The 15,972-nt window shown below is 72.7% G+C and carries 15 protein-coding genes; 8 read left to right on the forward strand and 7 right to left on the reverse strand.

Translation table 11 applies throughout. The features are described from left to right. Positions 1–52 precede the first annotated feature (52 nt). The gene (locus ACIQM4_RS12410) at positions 53–535 is read left to right on the forward strand and encodes a VOC family protein (protein WP_401589745.1); all 483 of its coding nucleotides are present in this window, start codon (positions 53–55) and stop codon (positions 533–535) included. A gap of 93 nt (positions 536–628) precedes the next feature. Here ACIQM4_RS12410 and ACIQM4_RS12415 read toward each other — a convergent pair whose 3' ends face one another. From ACIQM4_RS12415 to sigJ, 4 genes are all read right to left on the reverse strand, one after another. Continuing rightward, positions 629–1,126, reverse strand: coding sequence for a nucleoside deaminase (locus ACIQM4_RS12415; RefSeq protein ID WP_401589747.1), 498 nt, complete (start codon positions 1,124–1,126; stop codon positions 629–631). Positions 1,127–1,233: 107 nt separating this feature from the next. Further along, complete coding sequence (locus tag ACIQM4_RS12420; RefSeq protein ID WP_401589750.1) at positions 1,234–1,764, reverse strand: hypothetical protein; 531 nt, start codon at positions 1,762–1,764, stop codon at positions 1,234–1,236. A 195-nt stretch (positions 1,765–1,959) separates the two neighbouring features. After that, positions 1,960–3,063, reverse strand: a complete 1,104-nt coding sequence (locus ACIQM4_RS12425; RefSeq protein ID WP_401589753.1) for an NAD(P)/FAD-dependent oxidoreductase — start codon at positions 3,061–3,063, stop codon at positions 1,960–1,962. Positions 3,064–3,151: 88 nt separating this feature from the next. Continuing rightward, positions 3,152–4,039: an RNA polymerase sigma factor SigJ gene (gene sigJ / locus ACIQM4_RS12430; protein ID WP_401589756.1), complete on the reverse strand. Its 888-nt coding sequence runs from the start codon at positions 4,037–4,039 to the stop codon at positions 3,152–3,154. A gap of 73 nt (positions 4,040–4,112) precedes the next feature. On the opposite strand from sigJ, the gene ACIQM4_RS12435 reads away from it, so the two are divergent. Further along, on the forward strand, positions 4,113–4,922 hold the full coding sequence (locus ACIQM4_RS12435; RefSeq protein WP_401589758.1) for a PIG-L deacetylase family protein: 810 nt from the start codon (positions 4,113–4,115) through the stop codon (positions 4,920–4,922). An 86-nt stretch (positions 4,923–5,008) separates the two neighbouring features. Here ACIQM4_RS12435 and ACIQM4_RS12440 read toward each other — a convergent pair whose 3' ends face one another. Beyond that, positions 5,009–5,986 (reverse strand): LacI family DNA-binding transcriptional regulator, encoded by a 978-nt coding sequence (locus ACIQM4_RS12440; RefSeq protein WP_401589761.1) that lies wholly within the window; start codon positions 5,984–5,986, stop codon positions 5,009–5,011. A gap of 384 nt (positions 5,987–6,370) precedes the next feature. Between ACIQM4_RS12440 and ACIQM4_RS12445 the strand changes: the two genes are divergently transcribed. The 4 genes from ACIQM4_RS12445 to ACIQM4_RS12460 all read left to right on the forward strand — a co-directional run bounded on the left by ACIQM4_RS12445 (position 6,371) and on the right by ACIQM4_RS12460 (position 10,554). Then, positions 6,371–7,765, forward strand: a complete 1,395-nt coding sequence (locus ACIQM4_RS12445; protein ID WP_401589764.1) for an NCS2 family permease — start codon at positions 6,371–6,373, stop codon at positions 7,763–7,765. Then, on the forward strand, positions 7,762–9,522 hold the full coding sequence (locus tag ACIQM4_RS12450; protein WP_401589767.1) for an adenine deaminase C-terminal domain-containing protein: 1,761 nt from the start codon (positions 7,762–7,764) through the stop codon (positions 9,520–9,522). Before ACIQM4_RS12445 ends, ACIQM4_RS12450 begins: the two co-directional genes overlap by 4 nt. 96 nt (positions 9,523–9,618) lie before the next feature. Continuing rightward, positions 9,619–10,053, forward strand: coding sequence for a DUF6083 domain-containing protein (locus tag ACIQM4_RS12455; RefSeq protein WP_401589769.1), 435 nt, complete (start codon positions 9,619–9,621; stop codon positions 10,051–10,053). Positions 10,054–10,206: 153 nt separating this feature from the next. After that, positions 10,207–10,554 (forward strand): DoxX family protein, encoded by a 348-nt coding sequence (locus ACIQM4_RS12460; RefSeq protein WP_401589772.1) that lies wholly within the window; start codon positions 10,207–10,209, stop codon positions 10,552–10,554. A 115-nt stretch (positions 10,555–10,669) separates the two neighbouring features. Here ACIQM4_RS12460 and ACIQM4_RS12465 read toward each other — a convergent pair whose 3' ends face one another. Next, positions 10,670–12,211: a M28 family metallopeptidase gene (locus tag ACIQM4_RS12465; protein ID WP_401590164.1), complete on the reverse strand. Its 1,542-nt coding sequence runs from the start codon at positions 12,209–12,211 to the stop codon at positions 10,670–10,672. Between the two features lie 336 nt (positions 12,212–12,547). Beyond that, the gene (locus tag ACIQM4_RS12470) at positions 12,548–13,312 is read right to left on the reverse strand and encodes a TetR/AcrR family transcriptional regulator (protein ID WP_401589775.1); all 765 of its coding nucleotides are present in this window, start codon (positions 13,310–13,312) and stop codon (positions 12,548–12,550) included. An 88-nt stretch (positions 13,313–13,400) separates the two neighbouring features. On the opposite strand from ACIQM4_RS12470, the gene ACIQM4_RS12475 reads away from it, so the two are divergent. Both ACIQM4_RS12475 and ACIQM4_RS12480 read left to right on the forward strand, forming a co-directional pair. Continuing rightward, entirely contained in the window at positions 13,401–14,123 is a 723-nt protein-coding gene (locus ACIQM4_RS12475) for an aquaporin (protein ID WP_401589777.1), read from the forward strand. A gap of 271 nt (positions 14,124–14,394) precedes the next feature. Then, on the forward strand, positions 14,395–15,795 hold the full coding sequence (locus ACIQM4_RS12480) for an LPXTG cell wall anchor domain-containing protein (protein WP_401589780.1): 1,401 nt from the start codon (positions 14,395–14,397) through the stop codon (positions 15,793–15,795). Positions 15,796–15,972 lie beyond the last annotated feature (177 nt).

The raw sequence follows: 15,972 nt of genomic DNA on the forward strand, positions 1-15,972 counted from the left end.
GCGGCGGCAGTCATAACAGGCAGAGGGTTCCACTTCCGGAGAGGAGCAGACGATGAGCACTCGTGGATTCGGTATCTGCCTGTGGTTCGACGGCAAGGCGGAGGAGGCGGCCGACTTCTATCTGTCCGTCTTCAAGAACGGGTCGCGCGGCCGGACGCTGCGCTACAACGACGCGGGCCCCGGCCCGGCCGGCACCGTGGTGACGGCCGAGTTCGAGATCAACGGACAGCGTTTCATCGGGCTGAACGGCGGACCCATGTTCCAGTTCAGCGAGGCGATCTCCTTCGAGATCGAGTGCGTCGACCAGGCGGAGGTCGACCACTACTGGACCCGGCTCACCGAGGACGGCGGCCAGGAGGGCCCCTGCGGCTGGCTCAAGGACAAGTACGGGGTGTCCTGGCAGGTGGTGCCCACCGAGCTGACCGAGCTGATCGGCGACGAGGACACGGAGAAGGCCACCCGGGCGACGAAGGCGATGTACGCGATGAAGAAGATCGACATCGCGGCGGTGCGGAGGGCCTTCGAGGGGGCGTAGGGCTGGCGCGGGATCAGGCGGTCGGGGCCTGGGGCTCGCCGCCGGGGTCAGGCGGTCGGTGTGCCCGCTGTGTCGCCCGCCGATGCGCCGGGGTCAGGCGGTCGGTGTGCCCGGGACCTGGCGTTCGCCGCCGTTGCGGGTCTGCCAGTCGCGGTAGACGTCGACCGCCGCCGCGCGCGAGTCGTGCCGCATCGGGAGCCGGCGCTCCTGCCAGGGCTTGGCGAACTCGTCGTAGAAGGTGCCGAGCTCGAAGTACTTGCGGTCGTCCACGTAGTGCGGCTCGTACTCCTCGCGCGTGGTCAGGAAGACGACCTCCGCCGGGGAGCAGTAGTAGAGCGCGCCGAGGCACATCGGGCACGGCTGGGCCAGGACGTAGATCGTGCAGTCCGTGAGGTGCTCGGTGCCGAGCTTCGTACAGGCGTCGCGGACTGCGAGGATCTCGGCGTGCGCCGTCGGGTCGTCGGTCTGGGCGACCTTGTTGCCGCTCTCGGCGACGATCTCGTCGTCGCGGACGATGACGGTGGCGAAGGGGCGCCCGCCTTCCGCGACGTTGGCGCGGGCGAGGTCGATGGTGCGCTGGGCGAAGTCCATGTGTGTTTCCTTCCAGGGTGCCGACGGAGTGTGCAGGGTCGGCACCATGTTTCACGTGAAACACGCTCCTGCCCCGTAGGGCCCGGAGCGATTCGCACAGGAACCGCTCACGCGGCCGCCGGCATACGGGCAGGGGTGGCGGGGCGGGAGTCGCGCCACGGGTAGCCGTGGGCGCGCAGGGTGCGGGCGAGCGCGTGCCGCGAGGCCTGGCGCGGCGTACGGGCCAGCTGGCGGCCCGCCGCGTCGAGCACGACGAGGTCCCGGCCCTCCGGGTACACGGCCGCCACGTCCTCGCGAGCTAGGGCGCTGGCCTTCTTGCCGTCGCGCGGATCGATGCCCAGCGAGCTGTCGGAGACGGTCAGCCGGGCCGAGTCGGCGACGGCGACGTAGGCGGCGAGCAGGCCGAGGGCGGTGGCGGCGCCGGCGCACAGCGCGACCTGCCAGGGCTGGTCCAACCCGCCGAGGGCGTCGACGACCCGGCCCAGGGTCCCGGTGGCCGAGCCGTCCGTCCAGCGGGCGGGCGGCGGCAGCAGAAGGCCGAGGCCGAGTCCGACGGCCGGGAAGCCGAGGAGGATGCGCAGGAGCCGGGTGCGGGAGTAACCCAGCACGGTCGGTCCGGGTGGTTGGTTGCGGCTCAATTCGGCTCCCCCGTCGGCGTGTTCGCGTCGGGGCACGTGAAGGTGTCCCGCTCTCGTTCGAAGCCTAGCCAGCGGCGTACCGGCAGATCGTCGGTCCAGGGGTGGGTCCGTACCCGCACCGCTATGGCCCTTGGGACCGATACGGGTCCTCCTTCGCGCGTACGCCGCTCTCCTCCTGACGGGCCGGCCGGTGGGTCAGAACCCCGGGGACAGACCGACGGCTCCGGGCCTGCGGGCCGCGAACGCGAGCGACTTGACGGTGGAGGCGCAGATCTGTTCCTTCACGAAGGCGGCGGGCCTCCCGGTGAGGACCAGGTCGCGGGGCGAGTCGTCCTTGCGCACCGACTGCACGAGACCGCCGTGGCGGCCGAGGCTGACGCACTGGAGCACGTAGGTGACGGGCTTCGGTACGGGGTCCAGGCCGCGCCCCTCCGCGAGGATCGACGTCGCGATCCGCGACCCCATGGGCAGGGCCGCCGCGCACGACATCCGGTGGGTGCCGCCCGCGTCGCCCGCGACGTAGATCTCCGGGTGCGAGAGGGAGCGGCGGGCGGCGTCGACGTCGACGCGGCCGAGGGAGTTGAGGGCGAGCCCTGCGGAGGCGGCGAGGCCGGTGTTCGGGGACATCGACGCCGACCAGACGACGGCGTCCGCGTCCACGCTGCCAGGGTCGTCGACCCGCAGGCCCTCCTCGACGCGCACGCCGAGCCCGGCAAGCGCGCGGCGCAGGTGCGTGCGGCCCTTGGCGGAGACGCTGGGGGCGATCTCGCCGGAGGTGAGGAGCCGCACCTGCCAGTCACGGCCGTGCCGTTCGGCGAGCTCGGCGGCCATCTCGATGCCGGTCAGCCCGCCGCCGACGACGGCCAGCCGGCCGGGCCCGTCGAGAAGCCGCTTGTGCAGGGCCGCGGCGGACTCGGCGGTGAAGACGCGCTCGGCGGCGCGCTCCGGGAAACGGGTGGAGCTGCCGAGGGCGTACACGAGGCGGTCGTACGGCAGGACCAGACCGCTGTCCGTGGTGACGGTGCGGGCGGCGGCGTCGAGGGAGGTGGCGCGGGCGGTGTGGTGGGTGACGCGGGTGTGACGGAGGAAGTCGTGGAGCGGGTGGGTGATCTCGGATTCGGGGCGGCCTGCGGCGACCTCGTGCAGTCGGACGCGCTCGGTGAGGTGGCCGACCGGATCGACGAGGGTGACCTGGGCGTGCGGGGCCACCCGCAGGGCGGCCATCAGGCCGGAGTACCCGGCCCCGAGGACGACGACGCGCTGCCGGCCTTGCTGCGAGTGCTTCGTGTGGGCGTTCATGTAAGGGGGACGACGCGGCCCCCGCAAGTGTGAGGTGACGCCCGTCACAGCACCCGGCAGAGGGGCGGGTGACGGGCATCGTCCCCGGTCACAAGGCCGAGAAGTCCAGGTGGCGGAGCTTTTCCGGGTTTACGACGAGGTCGATGCCGATGATCCGGCCGTCCTCACCGAGGGTGAAGGACAGCACCCCGCTCTGGTCGGTCGACGAGGCGTCCAGGACGAGACCCGGCGCCCCGTTCACGTCGTACGGCAGCAGCCGCATCCTGGCCGGGTCGAACGCGCGGTAGAGGTGTTGCGTGAGCGTGGCGACCTTGGCCGCGCCGAAGACCGCCTTGCGCGCGGCGCGGACGAGACCGCCGCCGTCGGAACGCCACGCCACCTGCGGGTCGAGGACGGCCAGCAGCGCGTCGAGGTCACCGCCCCCGGTGACGGCGGCGAGGAAGGTGTCCACCGCCCGCCGGTGCTCGGCCCGCGCGACGGACCTGCGCGGCTTGGCCTCCCGTACGTGCTTGCGCGCCTGCGAGGCCAACTGCCGCACGGAGGACGGAGACTTGTCCAGCGCCCTGGCGATCTCCGGAAACGGAACGTCGAAGACGTCGTGCAGCACGAAGGCGGTGCGCTCGGCCGGGGTGAGACTCTCCAGGACGGTGAGCATCGCCGTGCTGACGGACTCGTCCAGGGTGGCCCGCTCCTCGGGCCCCTCGGCGGCGGGCGCGGTGACCAGCGGCTCGGGCAGCCACGGCCCGACGTACCGCTCGCGGCGGGCACGGGCCGAGGTCAGCTGGTCGTAGCAGAGGCGGCTCACGGTGGTGGTGAGGTACGCACGGGGGTTGTCCGCAATCCCTTCGTCGAGCGCGTGCCACCGCAGCCAGGCCTCCTGCACGGCGTCGTCCGCGTCGGAGACGGAACCGGTGATGCGGTAGGCGACCGCGTGGAGATGGCCGCGGTGCTGCTCGAACTCTGCCTGGTCCGCCATGATTTCCGCTCCGTCGTGTGCGGGATGGGTCCCTGCGAGGGTAATCGGGGGGCGACTCTGTGAGGATCGCCCCATGGCCACCTTGGTAGCTTTCTTCGCCCACCCCGACGACGAGGTCCTGCACGCCGGCGGCACGCTGGCCCGTGCGGCGGCGGAAGGGCACCGGGTGGTTGTGGTGTCCGCGACGGACGGCGAGATGGGTCCCGTACCGCACGAGGCGTCGCGACTGGACGAACTGCGCGCGAGTGCGGAGGCGTTGGGCGCCGCGCGGGTGGCGTGCCTGGGTTTCGCGGACAGCGGTCACGGCAGGGACCTCTACCCGGACCCGCCCGGCCGGCAGCGGTTCGTACGGGCGTCGCGCGAGGAGGCGGCCGAGCGGCTCGCGGCCGTCCTGCGGGAGGAGCGGGCAGATCTGCTGCTGACTCACGACGCCGCAGGTGGTTACGGCCACCGGGACCATGTACGGGCCCACCAGATGGGACTTGCGGCGGCCGAACTGGCAGGCGTACGAAGGGTGCTGATCGCGGCGATCACCCGCACGGCGCCGATCGGGCTGCTCAGGCTGCTGCCTGCGCTGATGTCACTGGCGGCCTCCCCGCTGTCCCGGCCGTTCGCGCGAGGGGCGCTGCGGGCACAGTCAACGCGGGTCGCCCGCACCCGGCGGGCCGAGATCACCCACTCGGTCGACGTGCGCGCGTACGCCGACCGCAAGCAGGCGGCGCTGGCCTCGCACCGCTCCCAGGTGTGGGGAGAGGGCCACAGTGCGGCGGTGTTCCGCGCGCTGGTACGGATGCCCTCGGGGACGTTCGGGATGCTGCTGGGCCGGGAGCGCTTCGTGGAGGTGCGCACCGCCCGTGGGCCGGCCCGGGGGGAGCGGGCCTGAGATCTCAAGGCGATGGCCGGACCGTGGCCGCGGCCGTGCGGCAGCCGGTCAGGAGGGGCGGGCCGTCGAGGCCTGCAAGGCGCCGGTCAGGACGGCGGGTGGGTCGTCGACGCGCGGGGGCGCAGGAGTGTCGGCAGGTGGGAGGTCACGGTGCGGCGGATGCCTTCGCGGGCTTCCAGGAGGCGGGTGACCGCCTGGGCCCCCGCCGCCGCGACGGGGACGTCGAGCGCCGTCACGGCGGGTGTGGTCGAGGCCAGCGCGGACAGGTCGTCCGCCGCGGCGAGGCTCATGTCCCGGGGTACCTCCAGGCCCGCGGCCTTGAGGCCGTGGAGCAGGCCCAGCGCCAGATAGCTGTTGTACGCGACCACGGCCGTGGCGCGCGGAGGGATCGCCGCCGCGGCCGTGATGCCCGAGTCGAAGGTCGGCGGGAGGGGGCCCAGCACATGCAGACGGGCTCCTTCGGTCGCGTCCGTGAGCGCGTGCATCGCGGTCCTGCGGTGGGAGTCGGCCCAGGAGCCCGCGGGCCCCGACACGTACGCGATGTCCCGGTGCCCCAGGTCGAGCAGGTGGCGCAGCAGGTCCGCGGTGCCGGCGGCGGTGTCGAGGACCACGGCCGGCAGGCGGCCCACCCTGCGGTCCACCAGCACCAGCGGACGGCGGGCGGCTCGCGCGCGCAGTGCGGCGTCCGTGCCCACAGGGGCGACCATGATCAGGCCGTCCACCTGGTCGGAGATGCGGTCGGCGAGGGCTGCCTCGCGGTCCGCGTCGTACTCGGAGACGGCGATCAGCAGGTGGTTGTCGGTCTCCTCGGCGGCCTGCTGCGCACCGAGGACGAGCGGTGCGAAGAAGGGGTTGGCGAGGGTCGGGACGATCAGGCCGAGCATCGCGGTGCGGCCGGTGGTCAGCGCGCGGGCCGCCGGGTTGGGGTGGAAGCCGAGCCGGCCGGCCGCGGCGCGGACGCGTTCCAGGGTGGCGGCGGCGACCATCTCGGGCCGCCGCAGGGCGCGTGAGGCGGTGGCCTTGGACACTCCGGCCTCGCGGGCCACGTCAGCGAGTGTCGACACCGTTCTCCCCATCCCCTTTGTCCCTGTGCCGGGTCGGCGTCGGTGTCGGCCCGGTGCTGTCTGTCCGCCGCGTAACGCCTGACGCGGCACTGCGTACCGCACACCGCGCGCCCGTAGGCCCGTGAGCCCGCCGTGTACGCGGTTGGTGCGTACCGCGGGCCCGTGCGCCCGCTGCGTACGCGGTTCGTACGTTCCTCCGGGATCGAAGTGTGACCGATGTCCGTCTTCTCGTCGCGCCCGGGGCATGCCATTCTAAGTGCAACCGGTCTCTGCAACCGGTTGCATCAGCGGTTGCATCAGCAGTCGCAGTCAGGCCTTCGTCCCGGAGCAGAGTGGCTCCCCGGACGGCCTCGCCCTTCCCCTCCGACGCCGAGGTGCCCTGCCATGACCTCCCGTACCGTCCCCGCGGACGCGTCCGAAACGGACCCGGAGCCTCCCGCCCCGGGCTCGGGCTCGGGCCCCGCCGCGCCCTCCCTCCTGGAACGCCGCTTCCGGATCCGCGAGCGCGGGAGCACGCCGCGTACCGAAGCCATCGCCGGGCTCTCCATGTTCGTCGCCGCGGCCTACGCGGTGGTCGTCGTGCCGGGGCAGCTGGCCAAGGCGGGGGTGCCGCACGGGCCCGTGACCACCGCCGTGATCGTCGCGATCGTCCTCGCCACGCTGGCGATGGGCCTCTTCGCAAACCTGCCCTTCGTGCTCGCCCCCGGGCTCGGCGGGGTCGCGCTGCTCGCGGTGACGATCGTCGGGCAGGACGGGGTGCCGTGGGACTCGGCGCTCGGGATGGTGTTCTGGTCCGGGATCGCGTTCCTGGTGCTCACCGCGCTCGGGATCAGGGACCTGATCACCAGGCTGATGCCACTGAACCTCAAGTACGCGATCAGCGGCGGCCTCGGCCTCTTCATCGCGCTGCTCGGCTTCCGGGACAGCGACCTGGTCGTCGCGAAGCCCACGAGCAACGCGCTCGGGCTCGGCGACCTGTCGCAGCCGACCGCCTACCTGGCCCTCGCCGGGCTGGTCCTGCTGACCGCGCTGATGGCACGCAAGGTGCCGGGCGCCTTCCTGATCACGATCGCCGTCGTGACCCTGGTGGGCATTCCGCTCGGTGTCACCGAGGTGCCCGACCACCTCTTCGGCGCGCCGGACAGCCCGGCCGCCGTCGCGTTCCACATCGACGTACTCGGAGCGCTGCGGCCCGAGTACTTCCCGTACATCTTCGCCTTCTTCGTCTCCGAGTTCTTCTCGATGACGGGCACCCTGCTGGCCGTCGCCGGACGGGCCGGGCTGACCGACGAGCACGGCAACATGCCGGGGATCCGCCGCCCGTTCTACGTGGACTCGGTCGCCGTCATCGGCGGCGCGGGCCTCGGCGCGCCCAGCATGACCGCCTACCTGGAGTCGTCGGCCGGTGCGGACAGCGGCGGCAGGACGGGTCTGTCCTCCGTGTACGCGGCGCTGGGATTCGCGGCGCTGCTGCTGGTGACGCCGTTCGCGACGCTGATCCCGCAGGCGGCGACCGCGCCCGTGCTGATGTACATCGGGCTGTCCATGCTCGGCGCGCTGCGCAACATCGACTTCAAGGACCCGACGGACGCGATCCCCGCCGCGCTGGTCGTCGCGACGACGGTCTTCTTCGGGAACTTCGGCACCGGCATCGCGGTCGGCCTCGTCGCCCACGTCCTGGTCAAGGCGGTCGCGGGCCGGTTCAAGGAGATCCCGGCCGGCCTGTGGATCGTACTGATCCCGCTCGCCTACTACTTCTACACGCTGGTCCCTTCATGACCCCCGTGTCCCCGCAGCCTTCCGAGGAGCTCTCGCGCATGCCCGGCACCGTCAACCACCCGTACGACGTCCGTATCAGCGGCGGGCGCGTCGTCTCCACCTTCACCGGCGAGGAGTTCGCCGCCGACGTGCTGCTGCGCGGCGACACCGTCGCGGGCGTCGTCCCGCCCGGCACACCCGCCGAGGCGCTCGAAGAGGTGGACGCGGCCGGGATGCTCGTCGTACCCGGCTTCGTCGACGCGCACATGCACATCGAGTCCTCCTTCCTCACCCCGCAGACCTTCGCGGCGCTGACCCTCGCGCGCGGCACGACGACCGTCCTCGCCGACCCGCACGAGATCGTCAACGTGGCGGGCGCCGACGCGATGCGCTGGATGATCGAGGCGGGCCGGGACACCCCGCAGACACAGCTGTGGGGCGTGCCCTCGTGCGTACCGGCGCTCGAAGGCCTGGAGCACGCGGGCGCCGCGCTGTCCGCCGCCGACATCGACGAGATGCTCGGCTGGCCCGGCGTCATCGCGCTGGGCGAGGTCATGGACTACCGCGCCGTCGTCGCCGACGACGCCCGGATGCGCGGCATCGTGGGCGCCGCCCGGACGCGCGGCGTCATCCTGGACGGCCACTGCCCCAATCTCAGCGGCGCCGAACTCAGCGCGTACATGGCGACGGGTGTCGACTCCGACCACACCAAGAACCGCACCGAGGTCGTCCTGGAGAAGGCGCGCATGGGGATGCTCATGATGCTCCAGGAGAAGTGCCTGCTCCCCGAGGTGATCGAGGCGCTGCGCGCCCTGCCGCAGCTGCCGCCGCTCTGCCTCGTCACCGACGACCTCGCCGCCGACCACATCCTCACCACCGGTCACCTGGACCACATCGCCCGCGTGGCGGTCGCCGCCGGACTGCCCGCCGTCGACGTACTGCGGGCGCTCACCTGGAACCCGGCACAGCGGATGCGGCTGTACGACCGTGGGGTCGTGGCCCCGGGCAAGCGCGCGGACCTCGTGCTGCTGAAGGGTGAACTGGCCGACTTCGACGTGCAGTTGGTGTTCGCGGCCGGACAGGTCGTGGCGCGTGGCGGACGGCCCGTGTACGAGACGGCGGCCGGGGAGGCCGGCGCGCTGGCAGGGACCGTGCAGGTGGAGGAGCAGACCGAGGACGGATTCCGGTGGCGGGTACCGGCTCTCGCCGACGGGACGCATGTGTTCCGCGCGATGCGGGTCAACTCCCGTGACACGTACACGGAGGCGGCGGAGATCGCCCTGCCGGTGGTGGACGGAGAGGTCGACTGGGAGGGCCGCGTCACGCTCGTCCGTGTCCGCAACCGCTACGGGCGTACGGACACGGTCTTCGCGCCCCTCCTCGGCCGCACGCTCTCGGCCGGGGCGATCGCGACGACGTACGCCCACGACAGCCACAACCTGGTGACGGTCGGCACCTCGCGGGCCGCGATGGCCGAGGCCGCGCGCGCGGTGGTCGCCGACGGCGGCGGAGTGGCGGTCGTGCGCGAGGGGCAGGTCGCGGCGCGGCTGCCGCTGCCGGTGGGCGGTGTGATGTCGCCCGCGTCGGCGCACGAGATCGCGGCCCGCTCGGGCGAGGTGCGCCAGGCGCTGGTCGGCTGGGGCTGGGAGCACCTCAACCCCTTCATGAGCGTCTCCACGCTGACGCTCGCCGTCTCGCCGAGTCTGAAGATCACCGACCGTTCGCTGGTGGACGTGGTGCGGCGGGAGCCGGTTGGCGCGACGGTGAACACTGCCTGACCTGCCCGGAAACCGCGGGCAGGACTGATTGTCAGACCCCTGTGGAAGCATTCTTTCCGTCAGCTGTAAACGTCGTGGTTTGCGGGTGGGGGCGTGATGAGTACGTACGGATGTGAGGCGTGCGGCGGGCCGCAGGGCAGGTGGCGGCCGGTGCTGGGGCGTGCGGTGTGCGCGGCCTGCGAACGGGCCGACGGCGGCCGTGAGCCGGTGCTGCTCGCCGAGGTGCTGGCGAGTACCGCCATCGAACTGGGCTCGGCCGCCCGGCAGTTGCGGTCCGTACCAGCACCGCGGACGTCCGGGGGCACGGTGTGCAAGCGGTGCGGGGCCGCCGCCGAGTGGCACCGGACGGTGCGCGGGAAGTGGATCCTGATCGAGCCGGGGGAGCGGGTCGTGGGCTCCGTGCCCGCGGGCAAGCGGTGGCGGATCGCGGGCGACGGGACGGCCGTAAACCTCGGTTCGGCGATACCGACGGACACCTGCCGGATCAGCCACTTCGACCTGTGCCCGGCGAGGTCGGCGGCGGTGGCGTAGGGGCGCGCGCGGTCGTGGAGAATCTGCCGCGAAGTTTTTTCGGCCGGGCGGTCACACTTTCGTGGGGCGCCGAGTCATAGGGGTGTACGGGCCGAGCGGCCCACCGCGGCGGGGCCAACGCCGGCGCGGAGCACACCTGATGAGGAGTCCGCCATGTCGACCACCTACGTTGTCGTGACCGTCGTCGCCGCTGTCATGGTCGCCTTCTCGGCCGGTTCGGCCGCCCTGGGCGCCAAGTGGGCCGTGGAGCCGATGAAGGACTACGGCGTCCCGCAGGCCTGGCTGCCGTGGCTGGCGGCGGCCAAGGCGGCGGGCGCGGTCGGCCTGCTCGTGGGGCTGCTGGTGCCGGCCGTCGGCCTCGCGGCGGGGATCGCGCTGGTGCTGTACTTCGCCGGGGCGGTCGTCACCGTGGTCCGGGCCCGCTGGTACGCACACATTCCGTTCCCGCTGGTGTACGCGGCACCGGTGGTGGGAGCGCTGGCGCTCGGACTCGCGGCCTGACGGCTGACAGCTGTCGGCTGCCGGCTGACCGACCTGACCGGACGACAGGGGGAGGGGGTGGGGCGCGGTCCCGCGCCCCTCCCCCTCCCCCTCCCCCTTCTGCGCTACGGCCGGATCAGCTGCTCACCGCACCGCCGTGGCCGTGGCCGCTGTGCAGGCCGCCGCTGCCGCTGTCCCCGCCCGTCGTCGGCTGTGACACGACCGGCTTGCCGAGCGAGCTCAGGTCGTGGGCGTAGGTGCCGACCGCGTTGGCGATGACGTCGACGTTGATGTCGAGCGCCTTCTGGTTGATGTTCGTGATGTCGTCGCACTTCGAGTGGTAGCACTTGTCGTACGCGACGCCCGCCTGGCCGCCGAACTTCGCGGCCTGGGCCGCGGTCTTGACGCCCTCGGCGCCGGTGAAGGTGCCGCCGGACGGGATTCCGTGGTCGATGAAGGGTCCGTAGTCCGAGCGCCCGTCGAAGTCGGTGCCCTCGTGCGGGAAGCTCCGGCTGTCGAGGAAGTCGTTGATGCCCTTCTCCAACTGGGCGGAGCCTTCGGGGCCGGGGCCCGAACCGGTGTTGTCCGAGTTGTCGCCGTCGTACACGAACTGGCCGAAGTTCGGCGAGGCGATCATGTCGAAGTTGAGGTAGAGCGCGATCTTCGCGCGCTGCTCGGGGGTGAGCTTGGCGACGTAGTCCTCGGCGCCGAGCAGCCCCAGCTCCTCCGCCGACCACCAGGCGAAGCGCACCTTGTTGGCGGGCTTCTTGCCGTCCTTGGTCGCCTTGGCCAGGTTGAGGGCGACCTCGGTCAGACCGGCGGAACCGGATGCGTTGTCGTTGATGCCGGGCCCGTCGGTGACCGAGTCCAGGTGCGCGCCCAGCATGACGGTGCGGTCCGCGTTGCCGCCCTTGGTCTCGGCGACGACGTTGCGGGTGGTCTTCTTCTGCTGGAGCTGACGGATGTCCAGGGTGACCGTGACCGGGCCCTTGGCGACGTCCGCGGCCAGGGCCTCGCCGTCGGCCAGGGAGATGCCGCCGGTGGGGAGCTTGGCGTCCGCGGGGGTGCCGAGGGTTCCGTTGAGCGCTCCGGCCTCGTTGTTGTAGATGATCGCGCCGACCGCGCCCGCCGTCGCGGCCGTGGCCTGCTTCTGGGCGAACGAGCAGCCGCCGCGCTTGACCAGGGCGATCTTTCCGGTGAACCCGGCCGCGTAGTCACCCGCCTCGCAGCCCGTCGTCTCGTCGACCGGCACATGGGCGACCGCTGCTTTCAGGCCACCGACGGGGGTGGACCGCGTGTACGACATCGCGATGATGTCGACGTCGCGCGGCGCCGGGGCGTCGACGGTCAGCTTCTCCGCCTGCGTCTCGATGTACGTGAAGTCGAACTTCTCGTAGTGGACGTCGTAGCCCGCCTTCTTGAGCAGGCCGAAGACGTACGCCCCCGAGGCGTCGTGGCCGAGCGAGCCCGCCGCGCGGTTGCCGCCCGCCGAGTCCGCTATCGCCTGGAACTGCTTCAGGTGCTGGTACGCGCCCGGCCCCGAGGAGTCCGCCACCAGCTTCTTCGCGAGCTTGGCGGCGTCCTGCGCCGGGTCGGAGCCGGCACGCTGCGCGGTGGCGGGGGAGGCGGCGGCGAGCAGGAGCGGCGTGGCGATCGCCAGCGACGCCACGGCGGCCATGGCTCTGCGGCTGCGGGATGAAGCGTTCACAGGAGTCCTCTCGGTGCGAACAAAATGTGAGGGGAAGCTAGCGACTCCGTGGGCTTCTGGGAATGCTTGTGCCACAACTCACACCCGAGAGTGGCCTGGCGGGCCGCCAGGTGGCGTGCGAGGACGGCCGAATGGCGCTCTTGTGTCACCCGGGTTGTGTGTGCGCCCAGTTGGGACGCACACAAGCGGGGGCGTCCGATCCGCGCGGCGGGCGGGCGGCCGGTCCACAGGTGCGCGGGCAGGCGGCCGGTCTACAGGTGCGCGGGCGGGCGGCCGGTCTACAGGTGCGCTGGGCGGGCGGCCGGTCTACAGGTGCAGGGACAGCAGCTGGTCGAGCCCGTCCTTGAGCTGTCGTGCCGTCACCCCGCGGCTCTCGTGCAGGTGCTGGACGAGGCTCGGGGAGAGCACGGCGAGGAGCAGGTGCGCCACGAGTGCGGCGTTCGCCTGCGGCTGGATCTGCCCGATGAGCATCGAGGCGTGGGTGTGCAGGGTCAGGTACGGGGCGCCGTAGTACCGGCCGCGGGGCGACGCGCTCTCGGCGGCCAGCAGCAGTTCCTGCTGTTCGGCGACCCGGTCGGCGAGCGCGTGGAGGAACGCGCGCAACCGGACCGCGGGTGGCGTCGGGGGTGCGGGCAGGGCGTCGGGCCCCAGCGGCGGGGGCCCGCTCACGAACGCCTCCTGGAACTGCTGCTCGCGGTCGTCGACGAGCGCGTAGAGCAGCTTCTGCACATCGCCGAAGCGCCGGTAGACGGTGCCGACGCCGATGCCGGAGGCGTGCGCGACGGCGTTCATGGTGAGGGCGCGGGGGCCCTTGTCGGCCACGATCAGGGCGGCGGCGTCGAGGATCCTGCGCCGGTTCCGGGCGGCGTCGGCGCGCTCGACGGGGGGCCCGTCGGCGCGGGGGAGGGCGGGGTGCTTGGTGTTGGGCGTGCTTCCGGCGTTGGGCGCGTTCCCGGTGTCGGGCGCGCCCCCGGCCCCGCGCCGCCCGGAGGGTTCGCGTCCGGTCTCACGTACGGCCGGGTGCTCGACGGCAGGGCGCTCGGCGGCGGGTTCGCTCTCGGGCTCGCGCATGGCGGGATCGTACCCGAAGCGGAAATGTATCCACTTTTGTCACCAGCTCCCTTGCCAAGCGGATAGTCATCCGTTTCACTTCTCGAATGTGGCAACTCAACTGCGTGCGGCCCTGTGGGAGTTGGTTCTCACCGCCGCGTTCCTCTTCCTCGTCGTCACCGCCGTGCGCTGGCTGCTGGTAGCCGACTCCCCGGCGGTGGCAGCACTCCCCGCCCCCACCCTGCGGCTGGCGGCGGTCGCGCTCGTGGTCGGCGCGGCGATCGCCCTCGTCATGTCGCCCGCGCTCCAGCGGATCACCGCGGGCCATCTCAACCCGGCGGTCACCCTCGGCCTGTGGGCCCTGCGGGCGTTCCCCGGCCGGGCCGTACTCCCCTTCGTCGCGGCCCAGTTGGCGGGTTCCGCGCTCGGTGCCTACCTGGGCCGCGTGGCATGGGGTCCGGCCGCCGACACCGCCGCCGTGGCGCCGGGGGAGGCGTGGGGCGGAGCGGCGGTGCTGGTGCTGGAGGCCGCCGCGATGGCCGCGATGATGTTGCTCGCGGCGTACGCACCGGGGGTCCCGCGGCTGACCCGCGCGCTGCCCCTCCTGATGGGCGGCGGCGTGGCGGCGGCGATCGTGGGGCTCGGCCCCGTGACCGGGGGCTCGGTCAACCCGGCCCGGCAGTTCGGCCCGGCGCTGCTGTCCGGGCAGACCGCGCACCTGGCCGCGTACCTGCTGGCTCCGGTGCTCGGGGCGCTGTTGGGAGCGGGAACGTACCTGCTCGGCCGGCGCGGGAAACGCGCCTGTCCTGCGGAGGTGGCGGGCGGCGTGTAGTGCACGTGCTCGGCCGGCGCGGGAAACGTGCCTGTCCTGCGGAGACGGCGAGTGGCGTGTAATTCACGTCACACAGAAAACACCGGAGCCATGGGCAACTGCCCCGATTGCTCCACTTCGCGTCGCCGGGCGCGCCGGAGCCCTCCGCCGAGCGCCGGAATCTCCCTTCTCCCGGCCGGATCACGGTCGTACGATCACCGAGCCGCCGCGCGCGTGAGCCCGGCTCCGCAGCGGCGCTCCCTCTCTCTTCTTCAGCCAGAAAAGGGCTCGCGTGAAGATTCACCGCATGCTCGCGACGGCCGTGGCCGCCGCTGTGACCGCGCCCGTCCTGCTCCTGTCGGCGGGCCCGGCGTTCGCCGCAGGCCCGACGTCGCCGACGCAGGTGCAGGACCAGAAGCACAAGCCCACCAAGGACGAGCTGGCGAAGCTCGCCGAGAAGGCCGCCGCGGCGCAGAAGGCCTACGACGGCGCGCGCACCGCCGAGGCGCTCGCCCAGGCGGCGGTCGACGCCCTGGCCGGTGACAAGGCCCCGCTCGTACTGGCGCTCGCCCAGGCGAAGAAGGACGTCGACACCGCCACGACCCAGAAGACCTCCGCGGACAAGGCGGTCACCGAGGCGCAGGCCGCCCTGGACGAGCTGACGGCCCCGGGTGGTACACCGCCGGCGGACGCGGTGGAGAAGGCCGAGCAGACCCTGGCCGACGCGAAGGCCGCCGCCGGCACCGCGAGCGAGGCCAAGGTCAGCGCGGACGAGGCACTCAGGGTGGCCGGCAAGGCCCTCGACGACGCCCGCGCCGCCGCGCAGCGCGACCTCACCTCCGCCAAGGCCACCACCGCCAACGCCAAGGCTGACAAGGACCTCGCCGACAAGGCCCTGAAGCAGGCCCAGGACGAGGCCGCCGCGGACCCCGACCCGTCGGACCCCTCCGACCCCTCGGATCCCTCCGACCCGCCGACCGACCCCGCGGACCCGAGCGATCCGCCCACCGAGCCCGGCGACGAGGAGTGCGACTACGGCGCCGCCCTGAGCACCACGCTGGTCGGCCTGCCGTCCAAGGTCGTCGCCGGCACGACGGTGAGCTTCACGCTCCACGTGACCAACGGGACCAAGGCGGAACTCGACAAGGTCAAGCCGTTCGCGGCCGTCTACGACGGCACCAGGAACAGCCACGGCGACCTCAGCGACGAGCTCGGGATCCAGTCGGCGCCCGCCGGTTCGAACGACTGGAAGGACGTCGGCGAGGCCGAGTTCGCGGGCACCATCACCCATCTGAAGGCCGGCGCGTCCGCCGACCTGAAGCTGCGGTTCACCGTCGACAGGAAGACCCCGGCCTCGACCGGCCTGGCCTTCGTCGCGGGCAACTACTGGAACGAGAACGGCTCCTGCGGCGGCAACGACCTCAAGGAGTACAAGTTCTCGATCCTCGCCGCGGGCAGCGACCCCGGCAGCAACCCGGATGCCACGCCCGGCCCGGTCAAGGACGCCACCAGGGTCCCCACCCCGCAGGGCGGCACGTCCACGACCCCGGTGAGCACGTCCGCGACGGGCAGCCTGGCCTCCACCGGCTCCAGCGGCACCACGCAGCTCGTCCTCGCGGCGGGCACGGCGGTCGTACTCGGCGCGGGCACGGTCCTCGTCGCACGCCGCCGCAGGAGCGGCCGACAGGGCTGACCGACCGCCGCGAGGTACGGACGTACAGCGCAATAAACGAGGTACGGACGTACAGCGCAATAAAAGGGGGGGCGGGGCGGGGAAAAACCCCCCCCCCCCCCCCCCCCCCCCCCCCCCCCGGCGCCCCCCCCCCCCCCCCCCCCCCCCCCCCCCCCCCCCCCCCCCCCCCCCCCCCCA

Source organism: Streptomyces sp. NPDC091272 (assembly GCF_044757485.1).
Taxonomy (GTDB): Bacteria; Actinomycetota; Actinomycetes; order Streptomycetales; family Streptomycetaceae; genus Streptomyces.

Bases quoted from the DNA above. Each gene is read 5' to 3' on its own strand.
- ACIQM4_RS12410 (WP_401589745.1), top strand. From the start codon at position 53: ATGAGCACTCGTGGATTCGGTATCTGCCTGTGGTTCGACGGCAAGGCG.
- ACIQM4_RS12415 (WP_401589747.1), bottom strand. From the start codon at position 1,126: ATGGACTTCGCCCAGCGCACCATCGACCTCGCCCGCGCCAACGTCGCG.
- ACIQM4_RS12425 (WP_401589753.1), bottom strand. From the start codon at position 3,063: ATGAACGCCCACACGAAGCACTCGCAGCAAGGCCGGCAGCGCGTCGTC.
- sigJ (WP_401589756.1), bottom strand. From the start codon at position 4,039: ATGGCGGACCAGGCAGAGTTCGAGCAGCACCGCGGCCATCTCCACGCG.
- ACIQM4_RS12435 (WP_401589758.1), top strand. From the start codon at position 4,113: ATGGCCACCTTGGTAGCTTTCTTCGCCCACCCCGACGACGAGGTCCTG.
- ACIQM4_RS12445 (WP_401589764.1), top strand. From the start codon at position 6,371: ATGACCTCCCGTACCGTCCCCGCGGACGCGTCCGAAACGGACCCGGAG.
- ACIQM4_RS12450 (WP_401589767.1), top strand. From the start codon at position 7,762: ATGACCCCCGTGTCCCCGCAGCCTTCCGAGGAGCTCTCGCGCATGCCC.
- ACIQM4_RS12455 (WP_401589769.1), top strand. From the start codon at position 9,619: ATGAGTACGTACGGATGTGAGGCGTGCGGCGGGCCGCAGGGCAGGTGG.
- ACIQM4_RS12460 (WP_401589772.1), top strand. From the start codon at position 10,207: ATGTCGACCACCTACGTTGTCGTGACCGTCGTCGCCGCTGTCATGGTC.
- ACIQM4_RS12465 (WP_401590164.1), bottom strand. From the start codon at position 12,211: ATGGCCGCCGTGGCGTCGCTGGCGATCGCCACGCCGCTCCTGCTCGCC.
- ACIQM4_RS12470 (WP_401589775.1), bottom strand. From the start codon at position 13,312: ATGCGCGAGCCCGAGAGCGAACCCGCCGCCGAGCGCCCTGCCGTCGAG.